The organism is Alistipes sp. AF48-12, assembly GCF_003477565.1.
Taxonomy (GTDB): Bacteria; Bacteroidota; Bacteroidia; order Bacteroidales; family Rikenellaceae; genus Alistipes_A; species Alistipes_A hominis.
The window spans coordinates 39,402-54,482 of record NZ_QUDJ01000005.1 but is presented as its reverse complement, the minus strand read 5'-3'; the positions used below and the strand labels follow the sequence as shown (position 1 = coordinate 54,482).

Here is a 15,081-nt window from a genome sequence, read left to right as displayed (position 1 = left end):
GAAAACGATTTTTCCGGATTTATTCCGGCGGCACAGTCGAAAACCGGTATTTTAAAACGATGAAATTACACGAACGATGGAAACGACCGACGCGCCCGACAGGCTGCTGATCCAGTTTTCGGACGGAAGGTTCGCCTTCTGCCCGGTGTCCGGCGGAAAGATCGGAACGCTGGCGTCCTACCCGCTGCCGCACGGCGAAAAACAGGCCGACGCGCTGCGGTCGCTGCTGCGACAGAAAGCGCTGCAATGCCCGGAAGGCGGGGCGACCGTATTGTACGACACCGACCGGGTTTGCCTGATCCCGGCCGAATATTACCGGGAGGAAGACGCCGAGCGGTACATGACCCTGTCCGGCATTCCAGGCGAAGCGGAACGCCGCACGGTCGCCACCGCGCCGCGCGACGGAAAGATCGCGCTGATAAGCATCGCACGCACAGTATACGACTGCCTGCATTCGGCTTACGGAGATCGGCTCGCTTATACGCATCCGCTGCTCGAAAGCGCAGTCCGGCACGCCCGGAAACCGCTGCTTGCGGCGGCGCTGACCCGCAGCTTCGTTCACCTGTCGGCCTACGACGGGGGGCTGTTATTCGCCGAAACCCTGCCGCGCCACAGCGACGCCGACCTGCTTTATTACCTCGGCGCCCTGACAAAAATATATGCCGGAACGAATTTCCGGATCGAAATTTCCGGGACGGACGCCCCTCAACTGCGCCGCGCCGCGGCCCGTTATTTCCGCCATACGCGGCTTTTCCGCCCGTCCGTAAACCGATCTGTCGCAGGCAGCGAAAACGTATGCGACTTCACCCATCTGATCCGTCTGAACCATGAGAATCATTAGCGGCATCCACCGGGGCCGGGTTATCCAGCCTCCCAAGAACTTGCGCGCGCGGCCTACCACCGATTTCGCCAAGGAGAACCTTTTCAACGTACTGAACAGCCGCCTGGAGATCGAAGGACTCGACGTACTGGATCTTTTTTCGGGAACCGGTTCGATCAGCTACGAATTCGCCTCGCGCGGAGCGGCTTCCGTCGTATCGGTCGAAATCAACGCCGTGCACCACCAATATATCCGCAACACGGCCAAAAGTTTCGGTTTTACGAATATCCATCCGGTAAAAGCCAATGCGTTTCTTTACCTGAAAAGCTGCGCCAAACAGTTCGACATCATCTTCGCCGATCCGCCTTACGACATCGAAGGGAGCGAGACGATCCCCGCCGCCGTCTTCGACCGGAACCTGCTCAGGGAGGGGGGATGGCTGATTCTGGAGCACTCTAAGAACCTGGATGTAAGCCGTTATCCGGGTTTCGCGGAGAGCCGCAGTTACGGAAGCGTACATTTTTCGATTTTCAAACGCGACTGACGGCTGGCTGAAAAATTCCTGATTTTTTTCGAAAAATTTTGGAGAATCGAAAAATTACATTACATTTGCAACGCAATCAGGGAACAAGATTGCACATCAGTACGGTGTGGTAGTTCAGCTGGTTAGAATGCCTGCCTGTCACGCAGGAGGTCGCGAGTTCGAGTCTCGTCCATACCGCAAAAAGCGTCCTTACGGGGCGCTTTTTGTTTTTATTTCTGTCGTAAATATTCTGACATAGAGTTTTAAAGACAAGTTACGACTCCCTAAATTCCCGGCTCCGCAAAAAGGAAGAATCCCTGTAAAATCATTATAATTTGTTTCTGATTTCTACTTAGAAGCCTAAAACCGCGAAGAGGAATCCAGCAGTGGATTCCTCTTCGCAACAGATATCAACGACGCATCGCTATTCGCCGGCAGCGGGAGCCGCCATTTGCGTAGCGACGCTTTTGCTACGCTCGATGGATTGCAGCGCCAGGTAATTGTCCCCGTATTTTTCGAGGTTATCGATCTCCGTTTCGTACTGGTCGAGGTGCACCTCTTCCTCGCCGACCAGGGCTTCGAACATTTTCTTGGTCACCGAATCGGCGTTCGCCCCGCACTCGTTGGCCCAGTTGTTATAATCGTCCACGCTGCCGGTTTCCATTTCAGCCGCTTTTTTCAGCATCTCCTTCACGCAGTGGATTTTTTCGACCGAACCGGACGGGGTCATCTCCACCTCTCCTTTGAGGAACAGAATCCGTTCGGCCAGGCGTTCCACATGCAGCATTTCGTGGATCGCAGTGCGTTTGAACAGATTGGAAAGCAGGTCGTACCCGTAATCGTCGCAACGGAAGTGAAAATACATATACTGGTTTACAGCCAACAGTTCGTCGGACACGGCTTTGTTCAGCAATTCGATGCTTTTTTCTTTTTTTACTCATAATCAATAATTTTTACATTGAAACATAATTCTAAAAGTACGGGTTTCCCATCAGAATAACAAATTTTTCAGCACTTTTAACGTCCGGAACGATCCGTTTCCGTCAAAAACCTCCGAAATACGCATTTTACGCCTTCCGCATCCGGAAATATTCCGAAAAATACAGATGCAAAAAACCTGAGACGGACTCTTCGGAAAAAATCCGGGTACAAAAAAACGGAATGGGCGGACGGTTTATCCGATAATTTTTTTTACCTTTATCCTTATCTATCGAACATTCGAACCCTTAATGAACCGAACTATGAATACCCGTACTTTCCGTTTCGCGCACGGCGCCGACCGCACTGCGCGATTAATTTTGTCGCTCTGCACCGTCCTGTGGCTGTCGTCCTGCTCGCAGCGCGAAGGACTGCAAATCACGGCCAATGTTCAACAAATCGACATGGGACGCACCGTGCAGATCGAAGCGAGCTACACGCCTTCGCAGGGCGATTCCGTCCGGGAAGTGATTCTGATGCCATACGTCAACGGACGCAGGTGGGGATCGCACGAATTTCCGGACAGCAACGGCAGGGCGCTGTTGCTGCTGCCGTTGCCAAACGTCGGCACGGCCGAAATCGAGGTGGTGGCCGTACCGCGCGACACGTCGCTGTGGTGCGGGCTGAAAGATTACAGGCCCTACCTGACCGGCAGGCCGATGCCGAACGCCGGACTGCATTCCAATAAAATCGACGTCGACGTCCGCCGCCGCGACATTCCGCAGCGACCGGAACATCCGACCGCATTCGTATCGCAATGGGAGCCGTGGTTCGCTCCGGGCAGCATGTGGACGACGGCTCAGGCCGTTCCGCTGGTCGGCTTTTACGACTTTACCGATCCCGACGTGATCCGTCAGCACCTGCTGTGGCTGATGGATTCGGGCGCCGACGCCGTGTTGTTCGACTGGTCGAACCATATCTGGGATTGCAAGCACTGGGACGAACGCGGCGACGGAGTGAACGCCATCGTGCACAACACCGAACTGGCGCTCGAAGTGATGACCGACATGCGCGACGAGGGTCTTCCCGTTCCGCAGGCGATCATCATGCCGGGCCTGAGCAACGGCCCCCCGGCGACGATGGAAGCGCTGAACGAAGAGCTGAACTGGATCTACCAATACATGGTGCGCAATCCCCGCTTCAAAGGATTGTGGTACGAATACGACGGAAAACCGTTAACCGTCATTCTGGATACGGGAGCCATGGGCGTCAAGGAGGGCAAGACCGAAACGGCCTTCCGCGTTCCGTTCTTCAAGCAGACGCTCGGATGGACGGCCGAACAGATCGACGACCTGCGCCGACGAAATCCTCCGGTAGACAGCTCGCGCTTTACGATCCGCTGGATGTCGTCGCAAAACCAACTGACCGGACACGATAAGTTGGGGTATTGGAGCTGGATGGACGGTTCGCTGAAACCGACCGTGACCTATAAAGGAGACGTGGCCGAATGCACGACGGTCAATCCGGCCTGTTTCGCCGAAAACGGCTGGAAAGCGCCCGAAGCATGGGGCCGCCGGGACGGATGGACATACCTCGAATCGTTCAAAACCGCCCTCGAACACCGTCCGCGCATGGTAATGTTGCACCAATTCAACGAATTTACCGGTCAGGGATCGCACGGGTACGGGCCGGACAAGGATATTTTCGTGGACAGTTACAGCGTCGAATACAGCGACGATTACGAACCGGTATCGCTGACGGCCCCCGGATTCCGCGGCGACAACGGCGGATGGGGTTTCTATTACCTGAACCTGACCCGGGCGCTGGTCGATATCTACAACGGGCAGGCGGACGATGTTACCGTCATGGCCGTAGCGCCCGTTCACTGTAAGGACGGGAAAATATCGGTACACTGGACGACCGTCGGCGTGCAGCCCGAAAGTTTCACCGTAGCCATCGACGGGCAGACGGTCGAGGCGGCGGCGGGCGGAACGGGCGTTTCGCTCTCCAGCGAAGAACTGACCCCGGGCGACCACCTGCTGACCGTTACGGCCAACGGAGTCGGCACCCGCTACGCGCTGTCCCCTTACGATCTGGATACGCCGTCCGCGGAACCGATGCCCGTAGAAGTAAGCAAAAAATTCAGGGTCGAATAGACACGAACGACGCGCGGCTTTCGTCGTATCGGCTTTTTTTGTATTTTTGCGGGTAACTTTGAACCTGGGATGAAAAAGATATTGCTGTTTATCGTTTGCTGGATAGTGGCCGCGGCTACCGTTCAGGCACAAAATCAAACGCAGAAATCGACGAGCATCGTCACGATCGGCGGAGAGAGCTACTACGTACACACCGTAAAACCGGGAGACACGTTCTACTCGCTCTGTAAAGTGTACGACACCGACGAAGACTCCATCCGGGCGAGCAACCCGCACGTCGCCGACGGTCTGCAGGCCGACCAGGTAATCAAGATCCCGGTCGTCAAAGCGTCCGAGAAACCGCTTTCCGACCGTAAAAGGAAACGTCTGTTCGATATCCATACCATCAACCAGGGCGAAACCGCCTACTCGATCGCCAAACGCTACGGCGTAGGACTCGACGTACTGATGGAAGACAACGAAGGTTTCGACCCGGCGCACCTGTCGATCGGCCAGCAAATCAACATCCGCAAGGCGAGCCAGGGCAAAAGCGACACCGAAGAGATCGAGGAGCAGATCGAATCCTACAAAGACGCGCTGAACAGCGTATCCGACCGTTTCACCCACCACGTTGTGGAAAAAGGCGAAACGCTCTATTCGCTCGGCAAACGCTTCGGTCTGCCGGTCGATTCGATCGCGGCCTACAACGAACCGATCCTGAAAGACGGACTGAAAGAGGGAAGCATCCTGCGTGTCCCGATCCCGCAGCAAGGAACCGACCGACCGGTACGGGATTCCCTGCCGCAGCATCCGGGAACGGAACCGGCAACGGAAAGCGCATCGATCAGGCCGGTCGACGTAACCGGCGTCATTAAAATGGCCATGTTGCTCCCGCTGAAAGGAGCCGGCGTGTCGGGACGCCAGTTCCTGGAATTTTACCAGGGAGCGCTGCTGGCCCTCGAAGAGCTGAAAACCTCGGGCATTTCGGTCAAAGTCGACCTGTTCAATACCGGCAAATCGGCCGCTGAAACAGCCGAAATCCTGCAACAGCCCGAACTGCAAAACGCCAACCTGATCATCGGCCCGGTCTACGACGAATGTTTTCCGCCGGTCGCGGCATTCGCCGCACAGCACGGCATTCCGGTCGTATCGCCGCTGGCCGTCGTGGAAAGCGTCGACAGTCCGCTGCTGTTCCAGGCCGCGCCGGGGCCCTCGGTCAAGAACGACAAGCTGCGTAACGAATTCGCGGGAGACAAAAACGTCATCGTGATTTCTGCGACCGGTAACGATTCGGAATTCGCGGCCGAGATACAGCCGTTGATCCCGCAGGGAGCGCACCGCTTCAACTATGTCAAAGGCATGGGCGGAACGGCCCTCGAAGGGTTGCTCAGCGGAGAAAAAGAAAACGTGATCGTCGTGCTGGCTTCGGATGAAACGAATATCGACGGAATTCTGGCTTACGTCAGTTCGGTGCAAAACAGCCTGACTTCGCGAAGCATTAAGAATCCGGCGATCCGGGTTATCGGGAGTTCGCGCTGGGCCCGGCTGCAGAATATCGAAAGAAACCTGTTCTTCAAGCTGAACCTGCGCTATGTCACCTCTTATCATGCAGACCGAGGCAACGAACGGGTACTCAATTTCGACCGCCGCTACGTATCGGCTTTCAATTCGCTTCCGAGCCTGTACGCATACCGGGGGTACGACATCGCGAAACTTTTCATCGGCGGCATCAAAATGCACGGGGCCGACTTCGCGTCGTTCCTGAACCGTGCCGAACTGCCGCTGCTGCAAACGCCCTATCGCTTCGTTCAGAAAAGCCCCGGACACAAATACGAGAACGACGAGTGGGCGCTCGTTTGCTACAATAACAATTACACGATCGAAGTCAAATAGTTTGTTGACGAACTAAAGCGAGCCCCGGACAGTACCGACAAATCGCCCATCCGCCGAGGGTCCTCGCGGATGGGCGATTTGTCGGATTATTGTGCTATCTTTGGCGATCAATCAAACCAATCGTATCATGCGCATCACACTCCTGCTGCTCTCCGCCTTGCTGATCTGCTCCTGTTCCCGGCAAGCGGATCCCTGGCAAACCGGCCGCGTCGTAATCGCCGGCAAAATTCGTCATTTCGACGAACATCCCGACCGTAAGGACATCGGATTCGGATTCAACGGCCTGCTGAAACAGAGCGGCCAGAATACGCTGAAAGTATCGGCGGACGCAAAAGGCGCCTTTCGCATGGAAACCCTGCTGGGCTACCCGCAGGAAGTGCTGATGAACTACCGGCAGACCCACCGCCTGTGCCTCGCTCCGGGCGACAGCCTCTACATCGAACTCGACGCCCGCGTCTGGAACGATACGATCCGCGACGGAACAGTTCCGGAGTCTGTCATCACGTTCGCCGGAGACGAACGCGCGGCGGCGCTGAACCGGGATATGGCCGATCTACAGCAATATTACCAACCGCTGCGGCTGAAATACACGGGTGAAAACAGCATGGAACAGGCCATCCGCAAATATTCGCCGGAAGAGTTCGAAACCTTCGCCGATCGCAAAGAGCAGGAATACCGCGACGTATGGAACCGGTTCCGCAAAGAGCACCGTCCCGTCAAAGAGCTGAACGCATGGGTGGAAGACATGCTGCGATACGGAACGTGGCAGGCAAAATTGACTTACGCCAACATTTGTCAGGTGATCAAACAGCAAAATCCGGAAGCCCAGGCGCCGGAACTGCCGAAGAATTTCATTCGCTTTGTAAAAAGCTACAATCCCGACGACAACCGGATCGTCACGATGGAGCACGCCGCCTTCCTGGATATGTACAATCAATACCTGCTTGAGTCGATCTACCGCGAAATGGACGACAATCCGGCCATCAAATCCGACGACGACGCGCTGCAGTTCCTGCGAAAACGCCTGAGCGAGGAAACGTCCGGATTCACCGAAGAGCTGATCCGCTGCCGGTTTTACCTCGAGATGCTGCCCAACGCACCGACCGATATCCTGAACAGATACATCGCGCCGGAACAATTCGCCAACGCCTACATGCGCGAAAAAATGCAGGCCGCCAACGACGAACTGAACGCTGTGTTGAACGGAGAACCCGCCGAAGGAACGCAACTGATCGAACCCGACTCGACGATCCGCGGGAACCTGTTCGAATCGATCGTCGCCGACCACGCGGGCAAGGTCGTTTACGTCGATTTCTGGGCACCGTGGTGCGGACCGTGCATGGCCGAAATGCCATTTTCGCTGGAACTGCAACGACACTACCAAGACCAGAACGTCGTTTTCGTATTCCTCTGCGGACAATGCCCGAACGATCAGTGGCGCAGGACGGTTCTTGCCGAAAAGCTGACCGGAATCCACTACAAGCCGACTTCGGAGCAGATCAACGAACTTTATACGCAATTCGGAATCGAAGGAATTCCGCACTATATGCTAGTCGACAGGAATGGGAAAATCGTTTCCCACAACGCACCGCGTCCCAGCGAGAAGGACCGGATCGTCGAAGAAATCGATAAACTGTTGTAAAACCAGCCCCCATCGCAGCGATGAGAAAACTGATTATCCTGCTGATCCTGGCCTGTCTGAACGGGCCGTTCGCCGCCGCGCAGAATCCCGAACCGGTAGCGCTGAGCGACAGCAGTTCATGGTGCATGGTATTGATACCCGATCCGCAAACCTACACCAAATTCGATTACAACCACCCGACGTTCGAACTGATGATGCACTGGATCAAGCAGAACAAGCGACGTCTGAACATCCGGCTGGTGCTCTGCACCGGCGACCTGGTCGAACAGAATCAGCGTACCGTACCGGACGGAGTAAACGGCAACCTGCCCTCGGACAAACAGTGGCAGTTCGTCTCGGATGCGTTCGGCATCCTCGACGACGTGGTTCCGTACATCTTGTGCACCGGTAACCACGATCACGGTTTCGACCGGGCCGAGAACCGTTACAGCCAACTGAACTCGTTCTTCCCCGCCAACCGGAAGAGCCTGTACACCGGCCTGTTGAAAGGTATGTTCAAAAACGAAGCGGGCATCCCGACGCTCGAAAACGCCTGGTACGAATTCCAGGCGCCCGGCGGCGACCGGTTTCTGATCGTCTCGCTGGAATTCAATCCGCGGGCAGCCGTCGTAGCGGAAGCCAAAGTACTGGTAAACAAGCCCGAATACAGCGAACACAAAGTCATATACCTGACCCATAGTTACATGGACTCAAAAGGCAGGCGGATCGAAAAAGAAGGTTACAAAATAACGGACGTAACCTGCGGGAAAGCCCTGTGGGAAAAACTGGTCGAACCGTCGGCCAATTCGTCGATGGTACTTTGCGGCCACGTGGTAGACGAAATGTCGCACCGGGGCCACGTAGGTTTCCGTACGGATAAGAACCGGGCCGGGCGCACGGTCAACCAGATGATGTTCAACGCGCAGGCCGAAGGGGGCAGCTGGCACGGCAACGGGGGCGACGGCTGGCTACGGATACTCGAATTCCATCCGGACGGCAAAACGGTGACCGTTCACACGTTCTCGCCGCTGTTCGCCGTCTCGCCGTCGACGGTCGGCCTGTCGCTGCGCACGGAACCTTACGACCATTTTTCGTTCTCGCTCGAATAAGCCCGGCCGCAGCTTCCGGCAAAACGGCCTTACCCGGAATGTAAAAGCCCGTCTCGTCATCGAACGCCTTTAGATTAATGTAACAGTCTAATAAATAGGGACGTTACATTTTTTGTAATAGGACGAGGTAACGAAACGGCAACGATTCTATTTCTGCCTTTTGCTCATCCGTCCAGTCATCTCCTCTCAGAGCGAAATAAACATTGGCAAGACAACAAACCGCAAAGATAACAACGACCTGCAACCCGCGTCAATGATAAGGCATTAACCGGAATCGACCTTTCTCCAGAGTAAGGCTCATCTTTGTCATCCTCGCTCAGGAAATCCTTATCGCCTGCCCCTGTATGAACTCGCAAAAATGTCAAGCCCATATCAGGTCGAAGCGCCCTGTCTTTCCCTGAAAAAATTGGCTCATAAACTGTAAAGATTATAAATTTGAATAGCTAAGACATCAGAGTATGGAATAAATCCGAGCTTGCATTGGTCTTCGAGACCGGGAGCAATGTTCCGCCCCATACTCTTTACATCAGAATCCGGATGGTTCGTTGGGCTTTAACGAAGCTGAGCAGAAAAAAGAAAACTGGAGCCATTGGAACAAAGCATGTTCGACGGGAAATATGAAACCTACGAGATAAAAAACAGGTAGATGCCTTTTGAAAGAAGATATATGACTAATCCGATACAAACACTCCCTTGTAATACAATGAAAAGCAACCAATAACAAAAAACGCCAGCGGCCCACCTGAAAGGACAACAATAAATTAGTCACAACTAAAAACGCTGTTTGAAAATGGGTATTTTAAAATCAGCGTAGACGGCAAACATACTCGCCGGAAAGCACCTCTCCCCGTTCGAATGGTCGGAAAACGGCGGCTACGTTATCGCCAAATCCTGCGAATACATCCGGGTCAAACACTATCTGGAAGACATCTGTCGCAAGTGAAAGAACACTATATAGTCATAAATGCAAAAAGCTTATAAAACCCGTAGATTTTATAAGCTTTAATAAGATGGGAACAACCGTATGATTATTGATTTTTTATCATATTATGATCTTGGACGGCACCGACTTCGGTCGAAATTTCGCCCTAGCCTCCGGCCGTAGCGTTGACGCCAGTCTGTATCTTGACAAAATCGATAAAATCAAGACGAATCGGTTTTCCGTCGCAGGTAACGGCATCGCTTATTCTCAGGCGACTAGCAACCCAGCCTGCATTTGGATTCCCATCGTTGACAAACATATCGATCAGGCTGTAATTATCAACATACCCCCAGCCTAAATCCCTGCTCTCCCAGTATCCTGAAGTAGATGACTGCTCTGTAGCCGATGGCAGGCGAAAGCGACCAACGTATAACTTTCGGTATCGATCCAACGCGGATATAACGTAGGCGGATAATGACTGTGAATGTAGTCTACTTTACCGGTATTGCCTAAATTATCTTACCATATAATCGGCTCGTAGATTCCTCCTTTACAGCAGGTTACAGCGTAATCCCGGACATATCCTTCCGCCTCGTAAAGACTTCCCTTAAGTTCGCACCAAGTGTCGTTTGGCTCTCCATCGCCATTTTCATCCTGCATCACCCATACGATACCGGGCTCAGACCAATCCGGAAACTGATTCCCTTTAATCGCCAGGTCGTATGCGCCGCTATTTTCGACGCTATGATCGAATCCGACCATCAGATATCCGCCCCAAGCACCGAGTGACGCTCCGAATTCGGTTGAACCGGGATGGTCGTAGATGAAAGCATTGACCGCCGCTTGGTTCGCAAAAGGGATTACGGTTTCACTATTACCGCGATTGACGTGTTGGGCTGGCGCCAGAAGGAAAAAATAACCATGATCCGCCGTAGCCTTACTGGTAGCGGTAATCGGCCTGGGCTGAACCGGAGGATAAACATTAACCGTAAACGTCTTTTTTCGCTCGATATACTGGTTTTTCATCGTAACAGTTACCGGATGTGTCCCCTGTGTTTCTGGTTTGTAGGCAAACAGGCACTCATGCCCGGTTTGCACAATCTCATCACTGCCGTCTACCTGCCATGAATAGGTGGCATCGAAAGCATTCTTAATCCAATAAGAGCGTATAAAAGCCGTACGTCCAATCGTTAAGTTGAATGTTTCTGTTTCCCACATCCATTCGAACGGCATCTCTTCCGAAGTGCAGACCTTGACATTGAATTTTAACACCCCTTCACCGTCAGCATTTTTAGCAATAAGCACCACTTCATACATACCGATTTTCGACGAGTTGAATATGAAATCTTTTTGATCACTTTTTTTCTCTCCGTACACCGTCCACGTATATTCGGTGTTTTCGGAATTGATTACCTCGGGTTTGAGTTCCAGATCGACGCCTACAGGAACAATATACCCTTCTTCCGGAACCGCCAGTAAAATTTTTGGGGAAAGCAAAGACACTATATCCACCTGTATCTCCAATTCGTCCGAGCCGTAATCTGTCGTAATCGAAAAGTCAATATAGAATGTGAAAGAATCATTCCCGGCTTCGTAAGTATATGTTTTATCGCGGCCCACTGTCTTCCCATCAATTCGCCAGAAGTACACGGCATCGTTACCGGCATACTCGACGATCGGTTCAATTGTAATCGATTGGCCGGTTTTTCAAAAAAAGCACATGTCCACTAATTTGGGTTACAGTACGAACCAAAAAACTCAGAAATGTGGGCTAATTTAGGAATGTAGAACTCCAGGTAAATCAGTAATTATCTTAAAATGAACGGAAGGGACAGATTTCCACATTACCAACTATTCCGTAGATTTTTAGAAGAAAACGGTACAAATAATGGTATTTTCAAGTTCGAATGTGTATTTTCGCAAACATATTCACCTAATAAATAGGTCAACTAAGAGCAAAATATTTATCATTCAACTATAACGTAGTCGAAGGCGATGAATCAAAAGGATACTCTTTCATATCTACGTCTGACTAAATCTGTTAAAGCGTTTTGTGACGAAGTTTTTTATTAGTATGATAACTAAATATCACGCGAAGTATTACGCAAACTTGCTTACACAAAAAGCTGTGGGCGGTGAACTATCTTCAATCTCGCAATCACTAATGAGTGCGTCTGTTGACATCAATCCACATCAGATTGATGCAGCACTCTTTGCATTCAAATCACCACTATCCAAAGGTATCGTTTTAGCTGATGAAGTCGGTTTAGGAAAGACTATCGAGGCAGGTTTGGTCATTTGCCAATATTGGGCTATAGGCAAACGAAAGATTATAATTGTTTGTCCTGCTGCATTAAGAAAACAATGGAGTACAGAATTGATAGATAAATTTGGTATTGACAATATTATCCTTGACACCAAGAACTACAATGAAGCCATCAAGAACGGCAGATCTCCATATTCAAAGAATAAGGCAATTATTTGTTCCTATAATTTTGTGGCTCGTAAAAAGGATGAAATATTGATGCATGGTTTCGATATATCAATCATTGATGAAGCTCACAAACTGAGAAATGTTTATCGCCAATCAAGCAAAACATCTCATGCAGTTCGTGATGCTCTCACAACAACAAAGAAGTTGTTGCTTACAGCTACACCCTTCCAAAACTCATTACTGGAGCTTTATGGTTTGACAAGCATAATTGATGATCATATTTTTGGTAGCGAGAAATCATTTAGAAGTGAATACGGTTCTGGAGAAAATAATACCGACCTTCGTGCACGATTGTCTACGATGTATAAACGTACATTGAGACGTGATGTAAAAGAATATATCAATTATACAAATAGATTACCACTGACACAGAAGTTCGACTCAACTGATGCTGAATATGAGTTATATCGAGCTATTTCTGATTTTCTCAGAAGAAACGATATCTACTCAGTTCCTGCACAGCAGAAGAAGTTGACTACAATGATAATCCGTAAGATATTGGCTTCTTCAACTTTTGCTCTTATAAGTACATTGACCAATATAAAATCACGTCTTGAAAAGATGCTCGAAACGGCATCTATGCTCTTATTTACAGCAGAGGATTTGATAGACGATGATGAAGAAATAGATTTGTATGTTGATGATAACGAAGATATATCAGCCGAGGAAGAGGATGCGATTGACATTGATAAACTAAAGGCTGAGATTGAGCTATTACAATCATTTATCAACAAAGCCAAACAGATAAAGCAAGATTCCAAATCAGAAGCTCTTCTTCAAGCATTGGATAAATCATTTGAGATGCAAGCCAAAGAAGGTGCTTCACGAAAGGCATTGATATTTACTGAATCTACAAAGACACAGGCATATCTGAAAGAATATCTTGAAGCGAATGGCTACGAAGGTAAAATCGTATTGTTCAATGGTCGTGGTTCTGACTCTAAAACAACACAAATATATAAAAACTGGCGCGAAGCTAATCCTTCAAAAGTTAGTGGCATCAAATCTGCTGACCGAAGAATGGCATTAGTAGATTATTTTAGAGAATCGGCAGATATTATGATTGCAACAGAGGCTGCTGGCGAAGGTCTTAATCTTCAGTTCTGTTCTCTTGTTGTAAACTACGATTTACCGTGGAATCCTCAGAGAATTGAACAGCGCATTGGTCGTTGCCACCGTTATGGTCAAAAACATGATGTTGTTGTTGTCAACTTCGTAAATATCAGGAATTACGCAGATGTGCGTGTATTCAATATCCTTAACGAGAAATTCAACCTTTTTGATGATATATTCGGCGCTTCTGATGAAATTCTCGGTAAGGCAGACGCTATCGACTTTGAAACTCGCATTTGGGAAATCTATCAGCAATGTAGAACTGAAGAAGAAATCAATGAAGCATTCGATCGTCTTCAAACTGATATGCAGGTTGAGATAGACGAACGCATGAAAGATACTCGCCATCAAATTTTGGAAAACTTTGATATTGACGTGCAAGAACATCTTCGTGTAGCAAAAGATGAAGCAAGTACTTTCTTAAATAGATATGAACATATTCTTTGGGAATTAACAAAGTATGTGCTTGATGGCAAAGCTAAATTCGATGATAAACAACATTCTTTCGTTCTCAAAAAGTCGGTTGCGAATTGCGCGTGCGGTAAATATGATTTACTCTCACAACTGCGAGATGGTGCTCCGTATCGACTTTCTCACCCTTTAGCTCAATATGTCCTCGGCAAAGCTATGGTTTTAGATACAGACAACTGCAACAGTGAAATCGTATTCAACAATAAAGACACTGGTATAAACGTAGTACTGCCTGAATATCTTAGATGCCAATCAGGCTATTTGGTTTTATCAAAGCTTCAAATTTCATCATTTGAAGACGAACAATATTGCTTGTTTACTGCATTCACTGAGGATGGCAAGTTTTTGACACAAGAAGAAGCCGAAAAACTATTCCTCTGCGGTGGAACTGAAAAGATGAATATCGAAATACCCGATACCATTGTTTCTCGACTGGATGCTAATTCAAAACAGCACATCGTAACAACAACAAAGAATGTGGATAACAGAAATCTTTCATTCTTCAAAGAGGAAGAAGACAGAATCTATCGTTGGGAACGTGATGTTATTGATGGTATTGAGCAAGAACTTGATATGGTAAAACGTAATATACGTGAGACAGAAAGACTTGCTCGCCAAGCTGAAAATATAGAAGAACGTATCAGCTTTGAAGCTAAAGCAGAGGACTTGCGCCGTCAGAAGCGTAGAAAGCGTAATGAACTTGAAAATAGGGAAGATGAAATATCTGTTCGTAGAAAAGAGCTCGTTGCTGAACTTGAGAGAAAAATGATTCAAACAACTTCATCAGACAATCTATTTATTGTTCGTTGGAGTACTAACTAATTAATAAATAACATAATGAATGAATATCAGAAGCGCTTCGTCGCATTATTGAAAACTATATTTGAGTTAGATAAGTCTGACCTTGATTTCGGTATTTACAGAATCATCAATATTCGTCAACGTGAGATTGTTGATTACTTCGAGAATCGTCTACCCAAGAAAATACAAGAGATTCTCGCCCCATTTGCAAATGAAAAGACTGATGAAATCAAGCAAAAGTTGGCTAAGATAGAGTCGGAT

9 protein-coding genes, 1 tRNA gene and 1 pseudogene are annotated in these 15,081 nt (G+C 49.7%); 8 read left to right on the top strand and 3 right to left on the bottom strand.

The genetic code is table 11. The features are described 5' to 3' along the window. Positions 1-76 precede the first annotated feature (76 nt). The 3 genes from DW082_RS04425 (at position 77) to DW082_RS04415 (ending at position 1,541) form a co-directional block, all read left to right on the top strand. Positions 77-841, top strand: a complete 765-nt coding sequence (locus DW082_RS04425) for a DUF3822 family protein (RefSeq protein WP_118457551.1) — start codon at positions 77-79, stop codon at positions 839-841. Continuing rightward, positions 828-1,364, top strand: a complete 537-nt coding sequence (locus DW082_RS04420) for an RsmD family RNA methyltransferase (RefSeq protein ID WP_101572864.1) — start codon at positions 828-830, stop codon at positions 1,362-1,364. Before DW082_RS04425 ends, DW082_RS04420 begins: the two co-directional genes overlap by 14 nt. Before the next feature lie 103 nt (positions 1,365-1,467). Further along, a tRNA-Asp gene (locus DW082_RS04415) sits at positions 1,468-1,541 on the top strand. Positions 1,542-1,767: 226 nt separating this feature from the next. Here DW082_RS04415 and DW082_RS04410 read toward each other — a convergent pair. Continuing rightward, a complete protein-coding gene (locus DW082_RS04410; RefSeq protein ID WP_259335505.1) occupies positions 1,768-2,256 on the bottom strand; it encodes a ferritin-like domain-containing protein in 489 nt (162 codons plus the stop codon). A gap of 328 nt (positions 2,257-2,584) precedes the next feature. Here DW082_RS04410 and DW082_RS04405 point away from each other — a divergent pair, with 328 nt between their 5' ends. From DW082_RS04405 to DW082_RS04390, 4 genes are all read left to right on the top strand, one after another. Then, positions 2,585-4,417 (top strand): hypothetical protein, encoded by a 1,833-nt coding sequence (locus DW082_RS04405; RefSeq protein ID WP_118457547.1) that lies wholly within the window; start codon positions 2,585-2,587, stop codon positions 4,415-4,417. A gap of 69 nt (positions 4,418-4,486) precedes the next feature. Further along, a complete protein-coding gene (locus DW082_RS04400) occupies positions 4,487-6,289 on the top strand; it encodes a LysM peptidoglycan-binding domain-containing protein (RefSeq protein ID WP_118457546.1) in 1,803 nt (600 codons plus the stop codon). A 127-nt stretch (positions 6,290-6,416) separates the two neighbouring features. Next, positions 6,417-7,931 carry a redoxin family protein gene (locus tag DW082_RS04395; RefSeq protein WP_147386962.1) on the top strand — a complete coding sequence of 505 codons (1,515 nt, stop codon included), beginning with the start codon at positions 6,417-6,419 and terminating at the stop codon, positions 7,929-7,931. 20 nt (positions 7,932-7,951) lie between these two features. Beyond that, the gene (locus DW082_RS04390) at positions 7,952-9,019 is read left to right on the top strand and encodes a metallophosphoesterase (RefSeq protein ID WP_118457542.1); all 1,068 of its coding nucleotides are present in this window, start codon (positions 7,952-7,954) and stop codon (positions 9,017-9,019) included. 1,441 nt (positions 9,020-10,460) lie between these two features. Here the strand turns inward: DW082_RS04390 and DW082_RS04380 are convergent. Beyond that, a complete protein-coding gene (locus DW082_RS04380) occupies positions 10,461-11,561 on the bottom strand; it encodes a PKD-like domain-containing protein (protein ID WP_147386961.1) in 1,101 nt (366 codons plus the stop codon). Then, positions 11,541-11,636 (bottom strand): annotated as a pseudogene (locus tag DW082_RS15290) (PKD-like domain-containing protein); the annotation flags it as partial. The pseudogene DW082_RS15290 and the gene DW082_RS04380, both read right to left, overlap by 21 nt. A gap of 433 nt (positions 11,637-12,069) precedes the next feature. Here DW082_RS15290 and DW082_RS04375 point away from each other — a divergent pair. Then, a complete protein-coding gene (locus tag DW082_RS04375) occupies positions 12,070-14,841 on the top strand; it encodes an SNF2-related protein (protein WP_259335504.1) in 2,772 nt (923 codons plus the stop codon). The last annotated feature ends 240 nt before the right edge of the window (positions 14,842-15,081 follow it).